The following is a 23,637-nucleotide window of genomic DNA, read 5'->3' as shown; positions in this document are numbered from 1 at the left end:
CGGCAGGTGCCGGGACCGGGCCTCATGAGCACTGGTGGCAGGTGAAGGATTCGAACCTTCGAAGCTTTCGCGACGGATTTACAGTCCGCTCCCATTGGCCGCTCGGGCAACCTGCCTGGTGCGCATGGAAGGATAGCAAGCCGCACCCGAGCCAACCCAATCGACCCCAGGAGGGCCCCTCGATGGCCGACAGCAGCTTCGACATCGTCAGCAAGTTCGACCGCCAGGAGATCGCGAACGCCGTCAACACCGCGGCCAAGGAGATCGCCAACCGGTACGACTTCAAGGGGGTCGGCGCGAGCGTCGAGCTCTCCGGCGACGTCATCAAGATGGAGGCCAACAGCGAGGACCGCTGCAAGGCGGTGCTCGACGTCGTCGAGACGTGGCTGGTCAAGCGTGGCGTCTCGCTCAAGCACCTCGACATCCCCGAGGCCGGGCCGCGCCTGTCGGGCAAGGAGTACAAGCTCGACGTCGCGCTCAAGGAGGGCCTGACCTCCGAGAACGCCAAGAAGATCACGAAGATGATCCGCGACGAGGGGCCCAAGAGCGTCAAGACGCAGATCCAGGGCGACGAGGTGCGCGTCACGAGCAAGTCCCGCGACGACCTCCAGGCCGTCCAGCGCCTGCTCACCGAGGCCGACCTCGACGTCGCGCTCAGCTACACCAACCGCCGCTGACCCGCGGCCCTCGACGGGAGCCCCGGGCCACCTCGGCCCGGGGCTCCCGTCGTCGGCGATGCTGACGTAGCGTGAGGTGATGAGCGCCCCACCGGCCGTCAGCACCGTCGGCGAGCTGCGCGCGTCGGGCCACACGGCCCGCGGCGTGCACGTCGAGATCCGCGAGAACCTCCTCGCCGCCCTGCGCGAGGGCCGCGACCCGTGGCCGGGGATGCACGGCTTCGGGACGACGGTCATCCCCCGGCTGGAGCGGGCGCTGCTCGCCGGCCACGACATCGTCCTGCTCGGCGAGCGCGGGCAGGGCAAGACCCGCCTGCTGCGCAGCATCGTCGGGCTCCTCGACGAGTGGACGCCGGTCATCGAGGGCTCCGAGCTGGGCGAGCACCCCTACGAGCCGATCACCGTCGAGTCGCGGCGCCGGGCCGCCGAGCTCGGCGACGCCCTGCCCGTCGCGTGGCGCCACCGCGACGAGCGCTACGCCGAGAAGCTCGCGACCCCCGACACGAGCGTGGCCGACCTCATCGGCGACGTCGACCCGATGCGCGTCGCCGAGGGCCGTCGGCTCGGCGACCCCGAGACGATCCACTTCGGCCTCATCCCGCGCAGCCACCGCGGGGTCGTCGCCATCAACGAGCTGCCCGACCTCGCCGAGCGCATCCAGGTCGCGATGCTCAACGTCATGGAGGAGCGCGACATCCAGATCCGCGGGTACGTCCTGCGGCTGCCGCTCGACGTCCTCGTCGTCGCGAGCGCCAACCCCGAGGACTACACCAACCGCGGGCGGATCATCACCCCGCTCAAGGACCGCTTCGGCGCCGAGATCCGCACGCACTACCCGCGCGAGGTCGACGACGAGGTCGCCGTCATCCGCCAGGAGGCGACGCTCGTCGCGCAGGTCCCGGACTTCCTCGTCGAGATCGTCGCCCGCTTCACGCGCGGCCTGCGGGGGTCGAGCTCGGTCGACCAGCGCTCCGGCGTCTCGGCGCGCTTCGCCATCGCGGCCACCGAGACCGTCGCCGCCGCCGCGCTGCACCGCGCGACCTCGCAGGGCGAGGACGAGGCCGTGGCCCGCGTCGTCGACCTCGAGGCCGCGCTCGAGGTCCTGCGCGGCAAGGTCGAGCTCGAGACCGGCGAGGAGGGGCGCGAGCGCGAGGTGCTCGGTCACCTGCTGCGCACCGCGACCGCCGAGACGGCCCGGCGCCGGCTCGGCGGCATCGACCTCGCCCTGCTCGTCGAGGCCATCGAGGAGGGCGCCATGGTCGCGACCGGCGAGCAGGTGACCGCCCGGACCTTCCTCGACGCCCTGCCCGTGCTCGGCGAGTCCGACGTCTACGACAAGGTCGCCGAGCGCCTGGACGCGACGACCGAGGGCGAGCGCGCCAGCGCGATGGAGCTCGCGCTCGAGGGCCTCTACCTCGCCCGGCGCATCGGCAAGGACAGCGACGGGGCGGAGACCGTCTATGGCTGACCGGGGGTCGAGGCGCTCGCGCTTCACCCGGTACGGGGGCGGCGACCCGCTGGCCCCGCCGGTCGACCTGCGCGAGGCGCTCGACGCCATCGGCGAGGACGTCATGGCCGGCTACTCGCCCGAGCGCGCGATGCGCGAGCTGCTGCGCCAGGGCACCCGCGACCACCCCGGGCTCGACGAGCTGGCCCGCCGGGTGGCCGAGCGGCGGCGCGAGCTGCTCCAGCGCCACAACCTCGACGGCACCCTCGAGGAGGTGCGCCGGCTGCTCGACGAGGCGGTGCTCGCCGAGCGCAAGCAGCTGGCCCGCGACCTCGACGACGACGCGCGCTTCGCCGAGATGCGCATCGAGAACCTCTCCCCCACACCGGCGGCCGCGGTGAGCGAGCTGTCGGACTATGCGTGGCGCTCGTCCGAGGGGCGGCAGAAGTACGAGGAGATCAAGGACCTGCTGGGCCGCGAGCTGCTCGACCAGCGCTTCGCCGGGATGAAGCAGGCCCTCGAGAACGCGAGCGACGAGGACCGCGCCGCCGTCGAGGAGATGGTCCGCGACCTCGGCGACCTGCTCGAGGCGCACGCCCGCGGCGACGACACCTCGCAGCAGTTCCGGGACTTCATGGACAAGCACGGCGACTTCTTCCCCGAGCAGCCGGAGACCGTCGAGGAGCTCGTCGACGCCCTCGCCGCCCGGGCCGCCGCGGCCCAGCGGATGATGGCCTCGATGTCGCCCGAGCAGCGCGCCGAGCTCATGCAGCTGTCCCAGCAGGCCTTCGGCTCACCGGGACTCATGGACCAGCTCTCGCGCCTCGACGGCCTGCTGCAGGGCCTGCGCCCCGGCGAGGACTGGGGCGGCTCCGAGCGGTTCGACGGCGAGCAGGGGCTCGGGCTCGGTGACGGCACCGGCGTGCTCCAGGACCTCGCGCAGCTCGACGCGCTCTCCGAGCAGCTGTCGCAGTCCGGGCCGGGGTCGCGGATGGACGACGTCGACCTCGACGCCCTCGCGCGTCACCTCGGGCAGGACGCCGCCGTCGACGCCCGCGCGCTCGCCGACCTCGAGCGGGCGCTGCGCGACAGCGGGATGCTCACCCGCTCCTCCGACGGGTCGCTCCGCCTGTCCCCCAAGGCGATGCGCGAGCTCGGCAAGTCCCTCCTGCGCGACGTCGCCGGTCGGCTGTCGAGCCGCGGCGGCCAGCGCGACACCCGCCAGGCCGGGGCCGCCGGCGAGCAGAGCGGTGGGACGCGGGCGTGGGAGTTCGGTGACACCGAGCCCTGGGACACCACCCGCACGATGACCAACGCCATCACCCGCGTCGTCGGCGAGGGCGGCGACCCGGCGCAGGGGATGCGCCTGGACATCCGCGACGTCGAGGTGACCGAGACCGAGGCCCGCACCCGGGCCGCGGTGGCGCTGCTCGTCGACACCTCGTTCTCCATGGCGATGGACGGCCGCTGGGTGCCGATGAAGCGCACCGCGCTCGCGCTGCACCAGCTCGTCTCGACCCGCTTCCGCGGCGACGACCTCCAGCTCGTCGCGTTCGCCCGGCACGCACGGACGATGGACATCGAGACGCTGACCGGCCTCGACGCCGAGTGGGACAAGGGCACGAACCTCCACCACGCGCTGCTGCTCGCGAACCGGCACTTCCGCAAGCACCCCGACGCCCAGCCGGTGCTGCTCATCGTGACGGACGGCGAGCCGACGTCGCACCTCGAGCCCGGCGGCGGCGTGTTCTTCGACTACCCGCCGCATCCGCGTACCTTGGCGCTGGCCGTCCGCGAGCTCGACGCCTCGGCGCGGCTCGGGGCGCAGGTGACGTTCTTCCGCCTCGGCGACGACCCGGGCCTGGCCCGCTTCGTCGACTCGATGGCCCGGCGGGCGCGCGGGCGGGTCGTCGCGCCGGAGCTCGGGGACCTCGGGGCAGCGGTCGTCGGGTCCTACCTCGACGGGCGCGCGCCCGGGCAGGCGGCCTTCGGCTCCTACCGCGACCTCTTCGGGGGCCGCGGCTTCTGGGCCGGCTGACCGCGTCCTGACCCGACTAATTGCGCATCCGCCACCTGCGAGGGGCTCGGACGGGCCTCCCGAGGCGGCGGATGCGCAACCAGTGGTGGTGCGGGTGGGGCGTCAGCTCACCGCGTCGAGGGCGTCGACCATGCCCTCACCGAAGTAGCTGTTGTCGCGCGTCGGGCCGACGCACGGCACGCCGGCGGTCGCCGCCGAGCAGGCCTTGTCGTCGGCCTGCTGGCGGAGCTTCTCGATCATCTTCGCCGGCTTCCACGAGGGGTGCGCCGACTTCATGAGCGCGAGCACGCCGGCCACGTGCGGCGAGGCCATCGAGGTGCCGCTCTTGAGGCCGTAGCCGTTGTCGGCGACGACGGTCGAGAGGATGCGCGAGCCCGGGGCCGCGACGTCGATGACGCCGAGGCCACGGTTCGAGAAGCTCGAGAGGCGGCTGCCCAGCGTGTCGGTCGGGAAGCGCTCGACCGACGAGACCGTGACGACCCCGTCGAGCTCGGTGGGGATGTCCTGGCACCCGCTGTTGATGGTCCGGGTGACGGGGGTGCCGTCGTTCGGGCTCGTGGTGTCCTGGAAGGAGCTCTTGTTCGCCAGGTCCTTGCCCGAGTTGCCGGCGGCGGCGGCGTGGACGACGCCCTGCTTCGTCGACCACGTGACGGCGCGGCGCACGGCCTCCTTGGCCGCGGCCTGGTCGGGCTGGTCCTCGCACCAGAACTCGAACGGGTCGACGTAGTAGCTGTTGTTCGTGACGTCCATCTTCTTCAGGCCCGCCTCGACGAACCCGCAGACGGCGTACTCGGGGTAGATGAAGCCGTCGTCGTTGACGACCTTGACCGAGGCCATCCGCACGTTCGGCGCGACGCCGACGATGCCGACGCCGTTGCGGGCGGCGGCGATCGTCCCGGCGACGTGGGTGCCGTGGTCGCTCGTCGTGGGCTCCCAGCCGGTCCTGCTCGGACGGCCGGAGTCGCTGCAGTTCACCGAGTTCCGCACGTCGAGGTTGGCGACGAGGTCGGGGTGGTCGGCGTCGATGCCGCTGTCGAGGACGCCGACGAGGACCTTGCGCGAGCCGTCGGTGATGTCGTGGGCGTGGTCGGCCTTGATCATCTGCATGTCCCACTGCTCGACCTCGCGCGGGTCGGTGGGCACCGGACGGCTCGACGACGACTCGACGTCGGTGTCCTTCCGGGTGGCCTGCGCGTCGTCGGCGGCCCGGCTGCGCGCGGTGGACGCGGGCGCGACCTCGGAGACCGGGACGGTGCGGGTCGCGCCGACCGAGTCGAGCGCCCGGCCCGCCGCCTTCGCGACGTCGGCGCGGAAGGCCGCGCGGTCGGAGTGGGCGACGACGACGCCGATCTGCGGCCACTCCTGGACGACGACGCCGCCGGCCTTCGCCACCGCCTTGCTCACGAGGCGGGTCTGGCCGCGGTTGGCGTGCTTGGCGTTGAGGACGTAGCTGAAGACCTCGCCGTCGGGGGTGACGATCGGCACGGGGGTCGACGGGGCCTCGGCGCTCGGGGCGGCCGGCGCGGTCGGCGCGGTCGGCGCGGCCGCGGCGGAGCCGGCGAGCAGGGCGCCGCCGATCGCCACCGCGGAGGTCGCGGCGGCGAGTCGGCGGGAACGGGTGTGACGGGTCACGGGATGTCCTCCTGGGAACGGGCCTGTGGGCTCGGGTGCTGCCCGGCGATCATCACCCGGCCCGCGCGACCTCGCATCTCGGGCCAGCAACCGCGCGGGTCCACGGCTGTGCCGCAACCCACTTGTTGCGAGTTCCGCCGCCCGACCCGCCGTCGGGCGGCGTGTCGGGCGGCGGAACCAGCAATCAGTCGGGAGGGACGGGTCAGGCGAAGCGGCGGTGCGACGCGAGCGCCTCGCGCAGCACGTGGTCCTCGTCGAGCAGTGCGCGCGTGACCCCCGGCGAGATGTCGCGGCGGGTCAGCAGCGCGTCGGACTCCCGGCGCGTCGCGTCCTCGACGACCCACTTGGGGTGCAGCGCGGTCGCGACCCGCGAGAGCGCGTCCTCGCCCATCCGCTCCCCCATCCGGGCCAGGAGGTCGCCGACGCGCGGGACGTACGGCCGCACGAGGTCGGTGTCGGCGCCGGCCCAGAAGCCGCGCGCGATCTCGAGGGCGGCGTAGTTCGACAGGTCGGGGTCGTCGGCGAGGCGCGACCAGGCCCACTCCTTGGCCTCCGCGGTCGGGCGGGCGGCCCGCACCCCGAGCGCGGCCAGGCGACCGGCGAGCGAGCGGTCGGCCTCCTCGGCGCGCGCGAGCCCGGCGTCGTCGAGCGCGCCGAGGGCGGCCAGGCGACGCATGACGATCCACCGGAAGTCGTCGTCGTCGGTCAGGGCGGCCGGCAGCCCCTCGCCACGGGCCCAGCGCTCCAGCCGCTCGCCGTCCGACCCCGTGCGGCCCCAGACGCGCGCGGCGACGAGGGCGAGGGCGTCGCCGGAGGGCCCGTCCGTCCCGGCGGCCCGGTCGGCGAGGACGTCGGCCGCGAGCGCGACCCGCTCGAGCGCCTCGGCCTGCTCCTCGGGGCGCAGGAAGAGCGGGACGACCGACGAGGTCGCGGCGAGCGGGACCCGGGTGAGCACCGAGGCGTCGTCCTCGCGCGGCCAGGCGGACTCGACGAGATCGACGACGAGCCGCGGGTCGACCTCGGCCCGGGCCATCCCGCCGAGCAGCGAGGTCCAGAGGACGGCGCGCGCCAGCGGGTCGGGGACGTCGGCGAACCCGCCGAGCAGGCCGTCGAGGGTCTCCTCGTCGAGGGAGACCTCGGCCCAGGTCAGGTCCGCGGCGTTCGGGACGACGAGCGCGTGCGCGGGCAGGTCTCGGACGCCGTCGACCGTCGCGGCCTCGCCGTCGAGGACGACCCGGGCCCGCAGCACCTCGCCGTCGCCGTCGAACGCGGCGACGTCGAGGGTGTGGGGGCGGTCGGCCGGCCGGTCCGCGGGGACGCGCCGGGTCAGGGTGCCGTCGCGGCGCAGGGCGAGCCGGTCGGCGCCCGAGGTGCGCAGCCAGGCCTGCGCCCAGCCGTCGAGGTCGCGGCCGGCGGCGCGGGCCATCGCGTCGAGGAACTCGCTCAGCTCGCCGTTGCCGAAGGCGTGGCCGCGCAGGTAGTCCGAGACGCCGGCCACGAAGGCGTCGTCGCCGATGTGCGCGATGAGCTGGCGCAGCACGGAGGCGCCCTTGGCGTACGAGATGCCGTCGAAGTTCTGCAGCGCCGAGAGCGCGTCCGGCGCCGGCGACCCCGCGACGGGGTGCGTGCTCGGCGAGCGCTCGGCGGCGTAGCCCCACAGCTTGCGGACGATCGCGAACTCGACCCACGCCTCGTCGGCGCCGAGGGCCTCGGTGGAGGCGCGGTAGGCCATGTACTCGGCGAAGGACTCGTTGAGCCAGAGGTCGTCCCACCAGCGCATCGTCACGAGGTCGCCGAACCACATGTGCGCCATCTCGTGGGCGATCGTGTTGTCGCGCTCGAGCACCTGGTCCGGGGTCGCGGCGCCGCGGAAGACGTAGGTGTCGCGGAAGGTCACGCAGCCCGGGTTCTCCATCGCGCCGGCGTTGAACTCCGGCACGAACACCTGGTGGTACTCGCCGAAGGGGTACCGGATGCCGAAGAGCCGGTGGTAGTGGTCGAAGCAGGCGCGCGTCGTCGCGAGCATCTGCTCGGCCTGCTCGCGCAGCGGCCCGGCGAGAGAGCGGCGGGCGTGCACCCCGAGCGGGATGCCGTCGTGCTCCGCGGTGACCGACACCCACGGGCCGGCGCACACGGTGACGAAGTAGGTGGCCAGGGGCTGCGTCGTCGCGAGCTCCCACCGGCCCGGCGAGACCTGCTGCGCCGCACCGTTGCCCACGACGCTCCAGTGCTGCGGCGTCGTGACGTGCACCGTGTACGGGACCTTGAGGTCGGGCTGGTCGAAGCACGCGAAGACGCGCGGCGCGGCGTCGAGGAACAGGTGCCCGTAGACGTAGTCCTCGTCGTCGGCCGGGTCGGTGGAGCGGTGCAGGCCCTGGCCGTCGTGGCCGTACGCCATCGTCGCCTCGACCTCGAGGACGTTCTCGGCGGCGAGGTCGTCCAGGCGCAGTCGGCCGTCGTCGAGCGCCGCCGCGTCGAGCGAGCGGCCGTTGAGGGTGGCGGCGTGCAGCTGCACCGGGCGCAGGTCGACGAACGTCGAGGCGCCGGTGGCGGCGCTCGTGAAGCGCAGGACGGTGCGCGAGCCGAAGACGTCCGCGCCGCGGTCCAGGTCGAGGTCGACCTCGACGGCGTCGACGGAGATCAGGGCGGCGCGGGCGACGGCCTCGTCGCGGGTCAGGGACGGCATGGGCCCACCCAACCAGACGTCGGCGGCCCCGCCCAGCCGGGTGGCTAGCATCCGGGGATGCCCACCGCCGACCCCCGCGACGTCGCGGCCGTCCTCCAGCCGGGGTTCGTCGGCACGGTGGTGCCCGGGTGGCTGCGGGCCGCCCAGGCCGACGGGCTGGTGTCGGTCTGCCTCTACGGCGAGAACACCGGCCCCGGCGGCGGGGTGGCGGAGGTCTGCTCCACCCTGCGCCGCGAGCTGCCGGGGCTGCTCGTCGCCGCCGACGAGGAGGGTGGCGACGTCACGCGGCTGCACTACCCCGGCGGCTCGACCTCGGTCGGCAACGCCGTGCTCGGCCGCCTCGACGACACCGGCCTGACCCGCCGCGCGGCGGCGCACCTCGGGGCGGAGCTCGCCGGGCTCGGGGTCGGCCTCGACCTCGCGCCCGTCGTCGACGTCAACTCCTCGTCTCGCAACCCCGTCATCGGCGTGCGGTCCTTCGGCGACGACCCGGCCGTGGTGGCGCGGCACACGGCGGCGTGGGTCGAGGGGCTGCAGGGCGCCGGGGTCGCGGCCTGCGCCAAGCACTTCCCCGGCCACGGCGACACCGTCACCGACTCGCACCACGGCCTGCCGCGCGTCGAGGTGCCGCTCGAGGTGCTCCGCGAGCGCGAGCTCGTGCCGTTCCGGGCGGCGGTCGAGGCCGGCGTCGCCTGCGTGATGACCTCGCACGTCGTCGTGCCGGCCCTCGACTTCGACCGCCCGGCGACGTTCTCCCCCACCGTCCTCGGCGTGCTGCGCGACGAGCTCGGCTTCGACGGGGTTCTCGTCAGCGACGCCCTCGACATGGCCGGGGCCAGCGCCACGACGGGCGTCCCCGAGGCCGCGGTGCGCGCGCTGGCCGCCGGCGTCGACCTGCTCTGCCTCGGGTCGGCCACCGGGCCGGAGCGGTTCGACGCCGTGCGCGCGGCCGTCGCCGAGGCGGTCGAGACCGGGCGGCTGCCGGCGCCTCGGCTCGCGGAGGCCGCCGGGCGGGTGCGCGCCCTGGCCGCCCGGTACGCCGACCCGACACCGGCGGTCGGGCCGGACCTGCCGCCCGTCGAGGCCGTCGTCCCCGCGCTCACCCTGACCGACGCGGCGCGCGGCTTCGCCGCCGACCCGGCGCCGCTCGCCGTCGTCCAGGTGGGGAGCGCGAGCAACCTCGCCGTCGGGGCCGTCGCCTGGGGGCCCGCGGCCCTCGGGGTCACCGTGGCCGAGGCGGACGTGCCCGCCGGTGCGCGGGTGGCGGTCGTCGGCCGCGCGGTCGGCGTCGACCATCCGGCCCGGGCCGCGGCCGAGCGGCTGCGGGCGCGGGGCCACCACGTCGTCCTCGTCGAGTGCGGGTGGCCGCGCGAGGACGCCGACGTCGTCACCTGGGGCGCCTCCCCCGCGGTGGCTCGCGCCCTGCTCGTCGCGCTCGGGGCACCGGCCGGGCCGTCGCCCACCGGCAGCCCCTAGGCTGGCCGCGATGGAGATCCTCGTCAGCCCCGGACCCGACGAGACCGCGTCCCGCGCGGCCGAGGTCGTCCTCGCCGGTCTGCGTCGCTCCGGCGGCCACCCGCCCGTGCTCGGCCTCGCGACCGGCTCCTCCCCGCTCGGCCTCTACCGCGAGCTCGGTCGCGCCGTCGCCGACGGACGCGCCGACTTCTCCGGGACCTACGGCGTCGCGCTCGACGAGTACGTCGGCCTGCCGCCCGGGCACCCCGAGGGCTACCGGCAGGTGCTGCTGCGCGAGGTGTGCGGGGTCGTGGGGCTCGCGCCCGAGCGGCTGGAGGTGCCGGACGGCTCGGCCACCGACGCCGTCGCGCTCGAGGCCTCGGCCGCCGCGTACGAGGCGCGCATCGAGGAGCTCGGCGGGGTCGACGTGCAGGTCCTCGGCATCGGCGCCAACGGGCACCTGGGGTTCAACGAGCCGGGGTCGGCCCTCGCGTCGCGCACCCGGGTCAAGCGCCTCTCCGCCCGCACCCGCCGCGACAACGCGCGCTTCTTCACCGGGCTCGACGACGTGCCGACGCACTGCCTGACGCAAGGTCTCGGGACCATCCTCGCCGCCCGCCGCCTCGTGCTCGTCGCGACCGGCGACGCCAAGGCCGAGGCGGTCGCGGCGGCGCTCGAGGGGCCGCTCACGGCGTCCGTGCCGGCGTCGGTGCTCCAGTGGCACCCCGACACCGTCGTCTGCCTCGACGAGGCCGCCGCCGCCGGGCTGCGCAACCGCCAGTACTACGACGACTCCGCAGCGGGCCTCCCCACCTGACCCCACCGCGAACGTGTGTGAACACGCCGGGGTCCACCGGCGTGTACACACACGTTCGCGCGAGGTGAGGGTCAGCTCGGGGTGATGCGGTGGCCGTACGCCATCTGCTCGAGGCGGGCGATGCGCTCGGCCATCGGCGGGTGGGTCGACATCATCCGGCTGACGTCCTGCGCCCGGAAGGGGTTGGCGATCATCATGTGGCTCGCGTTGACCAGCTGCGACGTCGGCGCCAGCGGGGCCCGGGCGACGCCGAGCTCGAGCTTGCGCAGGGCGCTCGCGAGGGCCAGCGGGTCGCCGGTCAGGGTGGCGCCGTCCTCGTCGGCGTCGTACTCGCGGGTGCGCGAGATCGCCATCTGGACGAACACCGCCGCGATGGGCGCGAGCAGCGCGAGGGCGAGGCCGGCGATCGGGTTGCGGTCCTCGTCGCTGCTGCCGCCGAAGAGGGCGCTGAAGGTGAGGAACTGGCCGATCGAGGAGATGACACCGGCGATGGCGGCCGCGACCGACCCGGTGAGGATGTCGCGGTTGTAGACGTGCATCAGCTCGTGCCCGAGCACCCCGCGCAGCTCGCGCTCGTCGAGCAGGCCGAGGATGCCCTCGGTGCAGCAGACGGCGGCGTTCTCGGGGTTGCGGCCGGTCGCGAAGGCGTTCGGGGCCTGCGTCGGCGAGATGTAGAGGCGCGGCATCGGCTTGCCGGCGCGCGTCGACAGCTCGCTGACGATCCGGTACATCGCCGGGGCCTGCGCCTCGGTGACCGGGTAGGCGCGCATCGCCTTGATGGCCAGCTTGTCGGAGTTCCAGTAGCCGTAGGCGGTCGTCGCCAGGCCAATGAGGGCGAAGACGAGGATGAAGACGCTGCTCCCCGTGCCCTGCGCCACGGCGAACCCGATGACGAGCAGGATGGCCCAGAGACCGCCGAGGAGCCCGGCGGTCTTGAGGCCGTTGAAGTGGTTGTGCATGTGGGGTGAACGCGCGCGGGTCGCGTTTCAGTTCCGACCCCGTGGCTCAGCCGAGCCCGCCGAGCAGCAGGTGGGGCAGGGCGCTGACGACGACGAGGACCGCCGTCCCGACGAGGACGACCACCCCGGTCGAGCGGCCCGCCGGGACGCCCTCCGCCGCGTCGCCGTCCGGCTGCGACAGCAGCACGGCGACCCACCGCAGGTACACCGCGAGGCCGAGGACGACGGCGACGACGGCCGCCGCGGCCACCGGCCACACCCCGGACGCGACCGGCGCCGACAGCGCGACGATCTTGACGACGAGGCCGATGACGCCCGGCGGCAGCCCGGCGAGGACGAGGAGCGCGAGGACGAGGGCGCCGCCGGCGAGCGGGTCGCGGCGCAGCAGCCCGCGGGTGTCGGCGAGCGTGCGGGCCCCGGTGCGCGCGACGACGGCGAAGGCGACCGTCGTGGCGGCGGCGTAGGTGACGACGTAGGCGGCCGAGGCGCGCAGCCCGGCGGTCGACACCGCCGTCAGCGGCACGACGACCCATCCGGCCTGGGCGATGGTCGACCACGCGAGCAGGCGCACCGGGTCGTCCTGCCGCAGCGCCACGACGGTGCCGAGCAGGAGCGAGGCCACCGCGGGCAGGCCGAGGACGAGCGCCACCGTCGGCCCGGGCGCGGCGCCCACGAGCGCGGAGACGACGACGAGCAGCGCCGCCGCGGCCGAGACCTTGGAGGCGGCCGCGAGGAAGAGGGTCGTGCCGAGGTCGGCCGCGGCGTAGGCCTGCGGCGTCCACGCGTGGAAAGGCACGAGCGAGAGCTTGAACCCCAGCCCGCTGACGAGCAGCACCACGGCGAGGACGAGGACGCGCCGGCGGTCGGGGTCGGCCCAGGCCGCGGCCACCGTCTCGGACGAGAAGGTGGCGTCGGCGGTCGCGGTGACCCAGAGGGCCGCCCCGAGGACGAGCAGCGCGAAGGACGCGAGCGAGGTGACGAGCAGGCTGAGGGCGCCGTGGGCGGCCGAGCGGGTGCCGCGCAGGGCGACGAGTGCGACGACCGGCACGGTGGCCAGCTCGAGCGCGACGAGCCACGAGCCGAGGTCGCGGGCGGCGGCGACGGCCACCCCTCCGGTCGCGGACGCCAGCAGCAGCGTGGCGGTGACGGTGGTGTCGCGGCGCCCGGCCCGGCCGTCGTGCAGCAGCGCGAGCGCGGCCGCGGAGGCGAGCAGGACGGCGGCCTGCAGGGTCGAGGTGCGCGGGCCGGCCGTCCAGAGGCAGGCGCCGTCGGGCGCGGGGAGGCAGAGGGTGCGCAGCGGCTCGAGCTCGGAGCCGAGGCTGCCGCGCAGGGCGAGCACGGCGCCCGCCACGAGGACGACGCCCGCCAGGGGCAGCGCCCACCGCGAGCGGCCGGGGCGCACGGCGTCCCCGACGAGGACGAGCACGACCCCGAGCACGGGCGCCAGCGCGGGGGCCAGGACGAGGGCGTCGACGGAGACGAGGGAGGTCATCGGGCACCGCCGATCGCCGCGACCGCGTCGTGGGTGACCGAGAGCAGGAGCATCGGCGCGACCCCGAGGAGGACGACGAGGGCCGACAGCCCGGCGAGCACCCACCGCTCGACGCCGACGGTGTCGGGGGTGACGGGCGACTCGGGGTCGGGACGGTCGCCGGACCACACGAGGCCCGCGACGCGCAGCGCGTAGGCCGCCGCGAGGGCGGCACCGACCGCGGCGACGACCGCGCACGTGAGCAGGACCGCCCCCGGCCGGTCGGCGGCCGGCCGCCACGCGGAGTAGATCGCGAGGAACTCGCCCCAGAAGCCGGCCAGGCCCGGGAGTCCGAGGCTCGCGGCCAGCCCGAGGAGGAGGACGAACCCGAGGCGCGGCGAAGTCTCGCGAAGGGCGGGCCGCCGGACCGCGAGGTCGACGCTCCCCCACCGGTGCTTGAGGCCGCCGACGAGGACGAAGAGCAGCGCCGAGACGACGCCGTGCGCGATGTTGGCGTAGAGCGCCGCCTGCAGCCCGGTCTCGGAGCCGCTCGCGAGGGCGAGGACGACGAACCCCATGTGCGCCACGGACGAGTACGCGACGAGTCGCTTGAGGTCGCGCTCGACGAGGCAGACGAGACCGCCCCAGACGATGCCGACCACACCGGCCACGGCGAGCACCGGCGCCAGCCGCCCGAACCCGTCCGGGACCGTGGCGACGGGCAGCCGGACGAGGCCGTAGGTGCCCATCTTGAGCAGGACCGCGGCGAGCAGCACCGACCCGGCGGTCGGGGCGGTCGTGTGCGCGGGGGGCAGCCAGGTGTGCAGCGGGAAGACCGGGACCTTGACGGCGAGCCCGACGACGAGCAGGACGGCGACGGCCAGCTGCGTGCCGGGGGCCAGCGCGGCGCCCGCCCCGCCCGCGAGCTCGCGCAGGTCGGCCGTGCCCGCCGACGCGACGAGCAGGAGAATGCCGACGAGCATCGTCGTCGACCCCACCGCGGTGTAGAGGACGAAGCGCTGCGCGGCCTCGCGGCGGGCTCGCGGGTCACGGGGGTCGCCGTAGCGGCCGATGAGCACCCACATCGGGACGAGGACGACCTCGAAGGCGACGAGGAAGAGCACGGCGTCACGGGCGGTGAAGGTGGCGAGGGCGCCGGCCTCGACGAGGAGGAGGCAGCCGAGGAAGGTCGCCGGGGTGCCGCCCGCGGGCAGCTCGACCCACGCGTGGGCGGTGACGACGACGCCCATGAGCGCCGTGAGCAGGACGAGCGGCACCGAGATGCCGTCGACGCCGAAGGACCAGCGCACCCCGAGCTCGGGCAGCCACGAGCGGTCGACGCCGGGACGGGTCAGCGCCACGGCCACGGCGAGCACGAGCGTGAGGCCCGCGGTGGAGGCCGCCAGCCGGCGGGCCGGCGCGGGTGCGAGGCCGCGCCCGCCGCTGACCAGCCAGAGGCCGACCGCGGCGGGGAGCGCGAGGAGCAGGCTCACGACCACGCGAGGACCCCCACGAGGCCGAGGACGACGACCGCCCCGAGGACGAGCCCGACGCCGGCGCTCGGCCGCTCGCCGCGGTGCAGGCGCACCCCGGCCCAGCCGGCCGCGCGCGTCGTGACGGCGGTGCCGCGGACGTAGGCGTCGACGACCTCGGTGTCGAGGAAGGCGACGACGCGGGCCGCCCGCAGGACGGGTCGCGCGACGAGGCGACGGTAGACCGCGTCGACGCCGAGCCCGCGGTCGGCGTGCGGCGTGAGCCGGCGGGCGAGGACCTCGGCAGGGTCGCGGTCGAGGCCGCCGCGCAGCGCGACCGCCACCCCGAGCCCGACGACGAGGACGGTGAGCAGCAGCCAGAGGAGCGACACCTCGCCGACCGCGAAGGTGTCGGTGAGCAGGACGAGGCCGCCGAACACGACGAGCACGGTGAGCACCCACAGCACGACGGGGGCGGCCGGGGTCACCCCGCCCGCGGTCGGGCGCTGGCGCACGTGCGCGGTGAGGACGAGGTAGCCGCGCGTCGAGTAGGCGGCGGTGACGGCCGAGGTGAGGACGAGCACGACGAGGACGAGGACGCCCGGGCCGTCGCCGGCCACCGCGCCGTCCCAGGCGGTCGCGAGGACGTGCTCCTTCGAGACGCCGCCGACGACGAGCGGCACGCCGGCGAGCGACAGGAAGCCGACGAGGAACGCGGCCCGCAGGACGGGCGCCGCGGCGGCGCTGCCCCTCAGGGCGGTCGCGGCGGTGCCCCCGGCGGCGACCGCGGCCCAGCCGATGGCGAGGAAGAGCAGCGACTTGAACAGCGCGTGCGACCACAGGTGCAGCAGACCGGCGTCCGGGCCGGCCGCACCGGGCGCGGCGGCGACGGCCCCGAGCATGATGGCGACCTGGCTGACCGTCGACCACGCGAGCATCCGCTTGAGGTCGCTCTGCGCGAAGGCGAGGACGGCGGCGAGCAGCATCGTCACGGACGCGGCGATGCCGAGCACCCAGCGCGCGCTCGGGCTGTCGGCGAGCAGCGGGAAGAGCCCGGCGAGCACGACGGTGCCGGCGGCCACCATCGTCGCGGCGTGGATGAGCGCGCTGGCCGGCGTCGGGCCCTCCATCGCGTCGGCGAGCCAGTCCTGGAACGGGACCTGCGCCGACTTGCCGAGGACGCCGATGACGACGAGGACGAGGAGGACGGCCCGCAGCGTGGCGTCCGGTGCGGCGCAGGCGGCGAGGGCGTCACCGACGCTGGAGCCCGCGGCGACCGCGGTGTCGATGCACGCGGTGGGGCGGTCCCAGGCGCGCACGACCGTACCGAGGTCGGTGGAACGGGCCCCGGCGGCCAGCCCGACGAGGCCGAGGACGAACCCGATGTCGGCCACGCGGGTCACGAGGAACGCCTTGAGCGCCGCGCGGCGGGCCGCCGGACGGCGCGACCAGTGGCCGATGAGGAGGTAGGAGCACCAGCCCATGACCTCCCAGCCGACGACCGTGAGGACGAGGTCGGACGAGACGACGACGAGCAGCATCGCCGCGGTGAACAGGCTGACGGTGGCGGCGAACTGGCCGTAGCGGTCGTCGGCCGCGAGGTACCACGTCGAGTACGCCTGCACCCCGGTGGCGACGAGCGCGACGACGGTGGCGACGGCGAGGCGCACCGGGTCGGTCGCGAGGGTGAGCGGGACCTGGAGGTCGCCGAGCGGCAGGGACGGCAGGTGGCCGACGGCGGTGCCGGACTGCGAGATCCACGCGACGACGGCGAGCAGCAGGGTGACCCCCGTGCCGCCGACGGCGAGGGCGCCGGCCCAGCGGTCGTCGCGGCGGACGGCCACGCCGAGCCCGGCCGCGAGCAGCGTCGGCAGGACGAGGAGCCAGGGGGTCACGGGACGTCCTCCGGCTCGCTGCGCCGGTCGAGGTCGATGCTGCCGCGCTGCCGGAAGACGGCGAGGACGACGGCGAGCGCGACGACGACCTCGGCGGCCGCGATCGTGATGGTGAACAGCGGCAGGACGCTGCCGGCCGCCCAGCGGTCGAGGCCGGTGGCCTGCGTCGCGACGAGCAGCACGAGCCCGCCCGAGAGCACGAGCTCGACGCCGACGAGCAGGAGGACGGCGTTGCGGCGCACCGCGATCCCGGCGACGCCCAGCCCGACGAGGGCGGCGGCCAGGAGGTACGGACCGACGAGGTGGATCACGGCGCCGTCGCCCCGTCGACGGCGCGCTCGCCCCGCGCGACCGCGAGCGCCCCGACGAGCGCGGCGAGGAGCAGGAGCGAGAGCAGCTCGAAGGGCCACACCCACGTGCCGAACAGCTGCCCGGCGACCTGCGTCGTCGTGACGTCGGCCCGCTCGACGGTGCCGTCGGCGAGCGGCACGAGCGCCGTCGCGAGCAGCCCGGCCGTCGCGAGGCCGAGCAGCCCGGCGCCGACCGCCCGCCAGGGACCGACCGCGTGGGCGACGTCGGGTCCGATGGGGGCGCGGGTGAGCATCAGCGCGAAGAGGACGAGCACGACGACCGCGCCGACGTAGACGAGGACGAGCACGAGGGCCACGAGCTCGGCGCCGAGGACGAGCAGCGAGCCGGCCACGCCGAGGAGCGCGACGACGAGCCAGAGCGCGGCGTGGACGACGTGGCGCGTCGTCACGGCGAAGAGCCCCCCGAGGACGGCGAGCACCCCGCTCGCGGCGAAGGCGGTGTCGAGCGCCGTCACGGGTCGTCCTGCGGTGCGGCGGACGGCTTCTCGCGGACGACCTTGGGCCGGACGGTGCGCGGCGGGCGCGCTGCGCCGGCCCCGCCGACGAGCCCGGTGCCCCGCGCCGGCCGGTTGGCCGCGGCGACCTCGGCCGGCTCGGCGGCGCGCTCGTCCAGCGCCGGCGGCGGCGGGACGGTGGGCATCCACTCGCCGAGGCGCTCCTTCTCGTGGAGCAGGTCGCGGATGTCGGTCTCGGCGTACTCGAACTGCGGGCTCCAGTGCAGCGCGTCGAACGGGCACACCTCGATGCAGATGCCGCAGTACATGCACAGGGAGAAGTCGATCGCGAACCGGTCGAGGACGTTGCGCTGGCGCTCGCGCCCGCCCGGCGTCGGGGCCGGGATCGTCTCCTTGTGCGAGTCGATGAAGATGCACCAGTCCGGGCACTCGCGAGCGCAGAGCATGCACGAGGTGCAGTTCTCCTCGAGCAGCGCGATGACCCCGCGGCTGCGCGGCGGCAGGCTCGGCGCGACGTCGGGGTACTCCGCGGTGTGGGTGGGGCGCAGGGCGGTCCGCGCGGTCGTCGCGAGCCCCTTGAGGACGCCCGGCAGCCCGCCGGTCCGTCCGCGGTCGTCGGCGGTCACCATCCGAGCACCACCCCCACACCCGTGAGCAGGAGCTGGCCGAGGGCCAGCGGGACGAGCCAGAGCCAGGCCAGCCGCTGCAGCTGGTCCTCGCGCAGGCGGGGCCAGGCGACCCGCACCCAGATGACGAGCAGCGCCACGACGAACCCCTTGAGCAGCGTCCAGAGCCAGCCGAGGGCGTCGGGGAACGGCCCGTGCCAGCCCCCGAGCCAGAGCGTGGCGAAGAGCAGCGACATGACGACGATGCCCGCGTACTCCGAGAGCAGGAAGAAGGCGAAGCGCAGGCCGGTGTACTCGGTCCAGGCGCCCATGACGAGCTCGGCGTCGGCGACCGGCATGTCGAACGGCGGGCGCTGCAGCTCGGCGACGGCGGCGACGAGGAAGACGACCGCGCCGGGCAGCTGCCAGAGCAGCCAGAGCGGGCTCCAGCGCTCGGTGAGGACGGCCAGCGACAGCGAGCCGCCGGCCAGCGCCACCGACGCGAGCGCCAGGACGATGGGCAGCTCGTACGACACGAGCTGCGCGGCGGCGCGCAGGCCGCCGATGAGCGAGTACTTGTTGGCGCTGGACCAGCCGGCCATCAGCGTGCCGAGCGCCCCGACCGAGGTGGCCGCCAGCAGGAGGACGAGCGAGCCGGGGACGTCGACCGCCGCGACGCCCGGGTGCACCGGCACGAGCGCGAGCGCGACGAGGTAGGGCACGAGCGCGACGGCCGGGGCGAGCCGGAAGACCCAGCGGTCGGCCGCGCGCGGCGTGATGTCCTCCTTCTGGACGAACTTCACGCCGTCGGCGACGAGCTGCGCCCAGCCGTGGAAGCCACCGGCGTACATCGGGCCGAGCCGGCCCTGCATGTGCGCCATCACCTTGTGCTCGGCCTGCCCGACGAGCAGCGGCAGGACGAGGAAGGCCGCGAGCGCCGCGACCGCGCGCAGGGCCGCCTCGAGGAGCGTCATCGCGGACCCCACTCCGGCGGCGGGACGCCCGGCGCCTGGACGCGGCGGCGGCTCGGCGAGCGGGCGCTGTCGTGGCCCTCGCCCGGCTCCTTGCCGCCCGGCCAGGGGCGGCTCGCGCGCGCCGCGAGCTGGAAGGACTTGCGCAGCGGCGTGCCCTCGAAGCCGTCGGGCAGCAGGAGGGGGCGCAGGCCGAGGCCGCTGCCGTCGTCGAAGCCCTCGACGTCGATGCCGAACATCTCGTGCGTCTCGCGCTCGTGCCACGCGGCGCCGGCGAAGACCGGCGTCAGCGACTGCACGGCCTCGCCGTCCGCGACGCGGGTGCGCAGGAGCACCCCGCGCAGCGCGCCGGGGGTCGAGACATCGAGGAGGTGGCAGAGCACGTCGAACCCCGGCGCCGCCTCGTCGTGGAGCCGGTCGACGGCGCTCAGCCAGTCGAAGAAGGCGTGGCCCTCGTCCCGGGCCGCGGCGACGGCGGACCGCCACCCGCCGGGCTCGACCTCACGCACCTCGTCCGCCACGTCGGGCAGCCTAGCGAGCGCGGCGGCCGGAGGGTCCGCGGCCGGGTCGGCGAGCTGCCCCGAACACCGGCGGGCGACCCGTCGCCGTCCCTACGATGGACGGCGTGGACGGGCTGGACGAGGTCGACGAGACCACGATCCCCCGGTCCCGGCTCCGGGCGGTCGTCGAGGCGACGCGGGAGCAGCCGGCCCGGGTCGTGCGCGACGCCCCCGAGCCCCCGCGCACCGCGTCCCGTCGCACCGGCGCCCCGCTCGACGTACGCATCGCCCCGTGGGCCGTGCCCCCGGCGGAGGTCGCCCCTGGAGATCCGGTCGCGCCCACTGCTCCCGCCGTCCCCGCCGGTGCGCCGCCGGCCCCCGCCGCCGCGCCGCCATCGGCGTCCACGGCGTCCCCGCCGTCAGCGGCGAGCCGTCCGTCGCAGGTGTCCGCCGCCCCGGTCTCGCCCGCGGCCCGGCCCCGTCCCGCGAGGCACCTCGGCTACGCCCCGGCCGACGGCGCGGTCGACCTCTCCCCGGAGCGCCCGACGCCGCTGACCGACCCGCCCCGCCGCGGCGTCCTCGACCGCCTGCGCCGCCGCCGCCGACCCGGGTCGAGGTGATACCCGACCGCCGGAGGGTCGGGTTTCACCTCGAACCGACGGTGACGCCCTCAGCGTGGATGGCCGACGGCCTGCGCACCCGCTCGTGCCCGCGCTCGGGCAGCAGCGAGGTGAGGGAGACGGCACGCCGCCAGCGCTCGCGCAGGGTCCGTCCCTCCGACAGCTCCCGGCGGGTGCGCCGGGCCAGCGCCCAGGACCGCTCGGCGGCGGTGTCGTCGGCCCCGCCCGGGCCGTAGAGCGAGCCGTCGACGGTGCGGGCGGCATCGAGGAGGGCGCCCCCGCCGACGGTCCGCGCGACCTCGCGGCGGGTGTCGCGGCGGGAGACGTCGTAGCCGGCGTCGCGCAGGGTGTCGACGACGTCGTCCCACGCCGCCCCGGTCCGGGCCGCCGGGCCGCCCCGGCGGCGGCGCACCCCGCGGCGCAGCCCCTTGAGCAGGACGAGCAGCCCGGTCCACAGCGGGAGGCCGGCCGCGGGCACCGCGGCGACGGCGAGCGCGGCCACCGCCCACACCGGCAGGCTGAAGCCCACCTCGGGCGCGCTCGAGCGGCTGCGGCCGCTCGCGCCCTCGTCGAGGGTGAAGCCGTCCTCGCTGCTCGGGGGGCGCTGCGCGGTGGGCGGGGGCACGGCGGCGGCGCGGTTGCGCTCCTGGTCGAGCACGGTCCGCGGCTCGGGCGCCCGGTCGCGCGGCGGCACGAAGTCGTCGGGGGCGATGAGCTGCCACCGGGTGCCGTCGTGGACCTCGACCCAGGCCCGGACGTCGCTGCCGAGGACGACCCCGCCCTGGCCCGGCACCGCTCCGAGGACGACGCGGGCGGGCATCCCGAGGTAGGCGGCGGTCAGCGCGAGGGTGGCGGCGTACTGCTCGTCGTCGCCGGCGGGCCGGCGGTCGGCGAGGAAGGCCGTGAGCCGCCCGAGGGAGTGCCCGGGCAGGATCGTCGTCTGCCCCTCGCCGCCGTCGCTGTAGGCACCGGTGTCGCGCAGCCGGGTGGCGACGGCCCGGAGGCGCTCCATCGGGGAGTCGCCCGCGGCCACGCTGGCCGCCACGAGCTGGGCCACCGGCTGGAGCAGTGGCGGGTCGACCGGCGGCGTCGCCGGGGGGACGGCGTCGGGGGCGCCGAGCCGTGCGGTCAGGGTGTAGGTCTCGCCGGCCCGCAGGCCGTCGGCGAGCACCGCGGCCCCGGTGTCGAGGTTGAGGCGCAGGGCGTCGTCGAGGTCCTGGGCGCGGGGGCCGGTGAAGGACAGGCTCGTCTCGCCGCCGACCGTCGGCACCCAGATGCGCAGGTCCTTGCGCTCCGCCCAGGCCGGCTGCACGGTGACCGTCGCCTCGACCGCCCGGCCGCCCGCGGGCCGCGGGATCTCGGCGCCGACCCGCAGGAAGGTCCCGGCACCCGGGGTCGTGGAGGCGCGCCCGTCGCCGGCGGCCCACACGGTGCCGGAGTAGGTGTCGACGGTCGCCAGGCGCACCAGCGTCCCGTCGGGCAGCCCGCGGACGGTGAAGAGCTGGTCGTCCGTCAGCTGGCCGTCGGGCCGGAAGGCGCGGAAGGCGGCCAGGGGGCTCGGGCGGTCGGTCGCCGAGAACGGCGGGTCGACGGAGGAGCGCAGGACCTGCCGGTCGGCCGCCCCGACCCACGGCACGGCGCCGAGGACGAGCACCCCGACGACGGCCAGGAGCAGCGCCCCGGTGGCGGCCCGCTCGAGCGAGTGCGTGCTGTGGACGACCACGGCGCGACGGGCGCGGTCGGCCCCCCACGTGATGCCGACGACGAACAGGACGACGGCGCGCGCGACCATCCCGCCCGGCTCGACCACCCCGAGGGCCGCGACCACCACGGCGAGGACGGCGGGCACGAGCAGCGGCAGGTGCGGGGCCTCGGTGCGCCGGGCGAGCATCGTCGTGGCGCCGCCGGCGACGAGGGCGAGGAGGAGGGGCAGCAGCCCGAGCGGTCCGGAGCCGTCGACCGGGGGCAGCGTCGTGAGCATCCGCAGCCAGCCGTCGACGGCCGTGTCGGCGAGCGCACCCCAGGCCGCCGGCGTGGGGAGCGGCCCGGCCCGCGTGCCGCGCAGGGTGAGGGGCGGCCCGAGCAGCGCGAGCACGACGAGCAGGGCGGGCGCGAGCGTCCACCACGGCGCGCGCAGGCGGCCGAGCGCGAGGGCGACACCGGCGCCCGCGGCGAGCCCGACGCCGGCCGGGAGCACCCACGACCAGCCGAGGAAGGTGCCGGCGAACCCGCTGAGCGCGGCGCCCACGAGGACGACGACGGCGAGCACGTCGACGACGCGGTCGAGCGGGTGCGGCTGGGGGCGTCGGGAGCGCCGGGTCTGCACCGGGAGGAGGGAGGGGCCCGGGACGCCGGCCCCGCGCCCGGGCGCGAGGCGGTCGGTGGGGCGGCCGAGGGTGCCGAGGACGCTCATCGGCCGCCCACCACCCGGACCAGGCGCGGCAGGTCGTCGAGCGAGCCCATCGTGAGGAAGGTCAGCCCGGCGACCGTCGAGGTGGCGCTGCGCTCCCCCGGCGCGACGCGCACGACGACGACGCGCACGTGCGGGCCGAGGTGGCTCGCGGCGCGCTGGGCCTCGCGCAGCGAGGTGCCGGCGCCGGTCACGAGGACGGTGATGCTCGTCCCCGGCGCGAGGCCGACGAGGCGGGTCGCGAGCGCCGGGAGGTCGGTGCCGTCGGGCTCGACCCGTGCGAAGCCGTCGAGGGTGCGGGCGACCCCGACCCGGTCGACGGCGTGGCCGCCGGCGACCACGGTGACGTCCATCTCGTCACGCAGGGCCCGCAGCGCGACGGACGCGGCCGCGGTGACCCCCGTCTCGAAGGTGTCCTCGTCGTCGTAGCCGTCGAGGCGCGCGTCGAGGACGACGCCGAGGTGCGAGCGCCGGGTGTCGGTGTAGCCCTTCATCATCAGCGAGGTCGTGCCCGAGGCCGCCGACATCCGGGCCGAGGACTGCCAGTGGATGTGGCGGCGGTCGTCGCCGGGGAGGTAGCCACGCAGCGTGTGGAAGTCGAGGTCGGACAGCGAGGGGTCCTGGGTGGGGCGGCCCTCGAGGTCGCGGATGAGCCCGGCGTCGAGCGAGGGCAGGGCGACCGTGCGCGGGTGGACGAACAGCTCGACCGTGCGTGACGCGTTGAGGGTGCGGCGCGCCAGCCCGAACGGGTCGCCGAGCACGGTGGTCACGGGGCCGACGAGGACGACCCCGCGCCGCGTCGTGCGGACGGGGAACGGGAAGTCGACGCGCACCCCTGGCCCGAGCGACGGCATCCGGAAGGCCTCGACCCGCGGGCCCACCGGCACCTCGAGGTCGGCCGGGGCGACGCGGCGGCTGCGCGGGTTGCGCACGAGCAGCGCGCCGTCGGCGACCCCGCCGGGCGCGACCCGCACCGGGTGCAGCGTGAGGTCGAGCTCGACCCGCGACCCGCCGAGCGCCATGAGGACCGACAGCGCGAGGAGCACGACGAGGGCGAGCCCGATGATCCGGGCCTCCTCCCACGCGAAGGTCCAGCCGAGCAGCCCCGCGACGACGCCGCCCACCAGCGCGCCCCAGCCGGTGCGGGTCACGACGG

19 protein-coding genes and 1 tRNA gene are annotated in these 23,637 nt (G+C 75.9%); 6 read left to right on the top strand and 14 right to left on the bottom strand.

Annotated features, from left to right (window positions below):
- Positions 1-32 precede the first annotated feature (32 nt).
- A tRNA-Tyr gene (locus HL663_RS07375) sits at positions 33-116 on the bottom strand.
- 66 nt (positions 117-182) lie between these two features.
- Between HL663_RS07375 and HL663_RS07370 the strand changes: the two genes are divergently transcribed.
- From HL663_RS07370 to HL663_RS07360, 3 genes are all read left to right on the top strand, one after another.
- Positions 183-677, top strand: a complete 495-nt coding sequence (locus tag HL663_RS07370; protein ID WP_173027745.1) for a YajQ family cyclic di-GMP-binding protein — start codon at positions 183-185, stop codon at positions 675-677.
- Positions 678-756: 79 nt separating this feature from the next.
- Positions 757-2,145, top strand: a complete 1,389-nt coding sequence (locus tag HL663_RS07365) for a magnesium chelatase ATPase subunit I (protein WP_173027744.1) — start codon at positions 757-759, stop codon at positions 2,143-2,145.
- Complete coding sequence (locus HL663_RS07360; RefSeq protein ID WP_173027743.1) at positions 2,138-4,162, top strand: vWA domain-containing protein; 2,025 nt, start codon at positions 2,138-2,140, stop codon at positions 4,160-4,162. Before HL663_RS07365 ends, HL663_RS07360 begins: the two co-directional genes overlap by 8 nt.
- Before the next feature lie 102 nt (positions 4,163-4,264).
- On the opposite strand, the gene HL663_RS07355 is transcribed toward HL663_RS07360, so the two are convergent.
- Positions 4,265-5,794 carry a S8 family peptidase gene (locus HL663_RS07355; RefSeq protein ID WP_173027742.1) on the bottom strand — a complete coding sequence of 510 codons (1,530 nt, stop codon included), beginning with the start codon at positions 5,792-5,794 and terminating at the stop codon, positions 4,265-4,267.
- A 202-nt stretch (positions 5,795-5,996) separates the two neighbouring features.
- Positions 5,997-8,480, bottom strand: coding sequence for an aminopeptidase N (gene pepN, locus HL663_RS07350; RefSeq protein WP_173027741.1), 2,484 nt, complete (start codon positions 8,478-8,480; stop codon positions 5,997-5,999).
- 57 nt (positions 8,481-8,537) lie between these two features.
- Between pepN and HL663_RS07345 the strand changes: the two genes are divergently transcribed.
- A complete protein-coding gene (locus tag HL663_RS07345) occupies positions 8,538-9,956 on the top strand; it encodes a glycoside hydrolase family 3 protein (RefSeq protein WP_173027740.1) in 1,419 nt (472 codons plus the stop codon).
- Between the two features lie 10 nt (positions 9,957-9,966).
- Positions 9,967-10,752 carry a glucosamine-6-phosphate deaminase gene (locus HL663_RS07340; protein WP_173027739.1) on the top strand — a complete coding sequence of 262 codons (786 nt, stop codon included), beginning with the start codon at positions 9,967-9,969 and terminating at the stop codon, positions 10,750-10,752.
- 71 nt (positions 10,753-10,823) lie between these two features.
- Here HL663_RS07340 and htpX read toward each other — a convergent pair whose 3' ends face one another.
- Genes htpX through HL663_RS07295 form a run of 9 tightly spaced genes read right to left on the bottom strand, consistent with a single transcriptional unit; the run spans position 10,824 to position 19,472 of the window.
- Positions 10,824-11,711, bottom strand: coding sequence for a zinc metalloprotease HtpX (gene htpX, locus HL663_RS07335; protein ID WP_173027738.1), 888 nt, complete (start codon positions 11,709-11,711; stop codon positions 10,824-10,826).
- A 46-nt stretch (positions 11,712-11,757) separates the two neighbouring features.
- Positions 11,758-13,203: a proton-conducting transporter transmembrane domain-containing protein gene (locus HL663_RS07330; RefSeq protein WP_173027737.1), complete on the bottom strand. Its 1,446-nt coding sequence runs from the start codon at positions 13,201-13,203 to the stop codon at positions 11,758-11,760.
- Entirely contained in the window at positions 13,200-14,681 is a 1,482-nt protein-coding gene (locus HL663_RS07325; RefSeq protein WP_173027736.1) for a complex I subunit 4 family protein, read from the bottom strand. The genes HL663_RS07330 and HL663_RS07325 overlap by 4 nt, the downstream gene beginning before the upstream one ends.
- Entirely contained in the window at positions 14,672-16,549 is a 1,878-nt protein-coding gene (locus tag HL663_RS07320; RefSeq protein WP_173027735.1) for an NADH-quinone oxidoreductase subunit 5 family protein, read from the bottom strand. The genes HL663_RS07325 and HL663_RS07320 overlap by 10 nt, the downstream gene beginning before the upstream one ends.
- Positions 16,546-16,860: an NADH-quinone oxidoreductase subunit NuoK gene (nuoK, locus tag HL663_RS07315; RefSeq protein WP_173027734.1), complete on the bottom strand. Its 315-nt coding sequence runs from the start codon at positions 16,858-16,860 to the stop codon at positions 16,546-16,548. The genes HL663_RS07320 and nuoK overlap by 4 nt, the downstream gene beginning before the upstream one ends.
- Positions 16,857-17,375 (bottom strand): NADH-quinone oxidoreductase subunit J family protein, encoded by a 519-nt coding sequence (locus HL663_RS07310; RefSeq protein WP_173027733.1) that lies wholly within the window; start codon positions 17,373-17,375, stop codon positions 16,857-16,859. The genes nuoK and HL663_RS07310 overlap by 4 nt, the downstream gene beginning before the upstream one ends.
- Positions 17,372-18,004: a NuoI/complex I 23 kDa subunit family protein gene (locus HL663_RS07305; RefSeq protein WP_173027732.1), complete on the bottom strand. Its 633-nt coding sequence runs from the start codon at positions 18,002-18,004 to the stop codon at positions 17,372-17,374. The genes HL663_RS07310 and HL663_RS07305 overlap by 4 nt, the downstream gene beginning before the upstream one ends.
- Positions 17,998-18,954, bottom strand: coding sequence for a complex I subunit 1/NuoH family protein (locus tag HL663_RS07300; protein WP_173027731.1), 957 nt, complete (start codon positions 18,952-18,954; stop codon positions 17,998-18,000). Before HL663_RS07300 ends, HL663_RS07305 begins: the two co-directional genes overlap by 7 nt.
- Positions 18,951-19,472 (bottom strand): NADH-quinone oxidoreductase subunit C, encoded by a 522-nt coding sequence (locus HL663_RS07295; protein ID WP_286175998.1) that lies wholly within the window; start codon positions 19,470-19,472, stop codon positions 18,951-18,953. The genes HL663_RS07300 and HL663_RS07295 overlap by 4 nt, the downstream gene beginning before the upstream one ends.
- A 104-nt stretch (positions 19,473-19,576) precedes the next feature.
- Between HL663_RS07295 and HL663_RS07290 the strand changes: the two genes are divergently transcribed.
- Positions 19,577-20,071, top strand: coding sequence for a hypothetical protein (locus HL663_RS07290; protein WP_173027730.1), 495 nt, complete (start codon positions 19,577-19,579; stop codon positions 20,069-20,071).
- 25 nt (positions 20,072-20,096) lie between these two features.
- On the opposite strand, the gene HL663_RS07285 is transcribed toward HL663_RS07290, so the two are convergent.
- Entirely contained in the window at positions 20,097-22,484 is a 2,388-nt protein-coding gene (locus HL663_RS07285) for a transglutaminaseTgpA domain-containing protein (RefSeq protein WP_173027729.1), read from the bottom strand.
- Positions 22,481-23,632, bottom strand: a complete 1,152-nt coding sequence (locus tag HL663_RS07280) for a DUF58 domain-containing protein (protein WP_173027728.1) — start codon at positions 23,630-23,632, stop codon at positions 22,481-22,483. The genes HL663_RS07285 and HL663_RS07280 overlap by 4 nt, the downstream gene beginning before the upstream one ends.
- Positions 23,633-23,637: the final 5 nt, after the last annotated feature.

The organism is Arthrobacter sp. NEB 688, assembly GCF_013201035.1.
Lineage (GTDB): Bacteria > Actinomycetota > Actinomycetes > Actinomycetales > Dermatophilaceae > Phycicoccus.
The sequence above is the reverse complement of the archived record's forward strand: the minus strand, read 5'-3'. Positions and strand labels throughout refer to the sequence as shown.

Excerpts from the sequence above, each read along its gene's own strand:
- HL663_RS07370 (WP_173027745.1), top strand. The coding sequence starts at position 183 with ATGGCCGACAGCAGCTTCGACATCGTCAGCAAGTTCGACCGCCAGGAG.
- HL663_RS07365 (WP_173027744.1), top strand. The coding sequence starts at position 757 with ATGAGCGCCCCACCGGCCGTCAGCACCGTCGGCGAGCTGCGCGCGTCG.
- HL663_RS07360 (WP_173027743.1), top strand. The coding sequence starts at position 2,138 with ATGGCTGACCGGGGGTCGAGGCGCTCGCGCTTCACCCGGTACGGGGGC.
- pepN (WP_173027741.1), bottom strand. The coding sequence starts at position 8,480 with ATGCCGTCCCTGACCCGCGACGAGGCCGTCGCCCGCGCCGCCCTGATC.
- HL663_RS07345 (WP_173027740.1), top strand. The coding sequence starts at position 8,538 with ATGCCCACCGCCGACCCCCGCGACGTCGCGGCCGTCCTCCAGCCGGGG.
- HL663_RS07340 (WP_173027739.1), top strand. The coding sequence starts at position 9,967 with ATGGAGATCCTCGTCAGCCCCGGACCCGACGAGACCGCGTCCCGCGCG.
- htpX (WP_173027738.1), bottom strand. The coding sequence starts at position 11,711 with ATGCACAACCACTTCAACGGCCTCAAGACCGCCGGGCTCCTCGGCGGT.
- HL663_RS07330 (WP_173027737.1), bottom strand. The coding sequence starts at position 13,203 with ATGACCTCCCTCGTCTCCGTCGACGCCCTCGTCCTGGCCCCCGCGCTG.
- HL663_RS07305 (WP_173027732.1), bottom strand. The coding sequence starts at position 18,004 with ATGGTGACCGCCGACGACCGCGGACGGACCGGCGGGCTGCCGGGCGTC.
- HL663_RS07300 (WP_173027731.1), bottom strand. The coding sequence starts at position 18,954 with ATGACGCTCCTCGAGGCGGCCCTGCGCGCGGTCGCGGCGCTCGCGGCC.
- HL663_RS07285 (WP_173027729.1), bottom strand. The coding sequence starts at position 22,484 with ATGAGCGTCCTCGGCACCCTCGGCCGCCCCACCGACCGCCTCGCGCCC.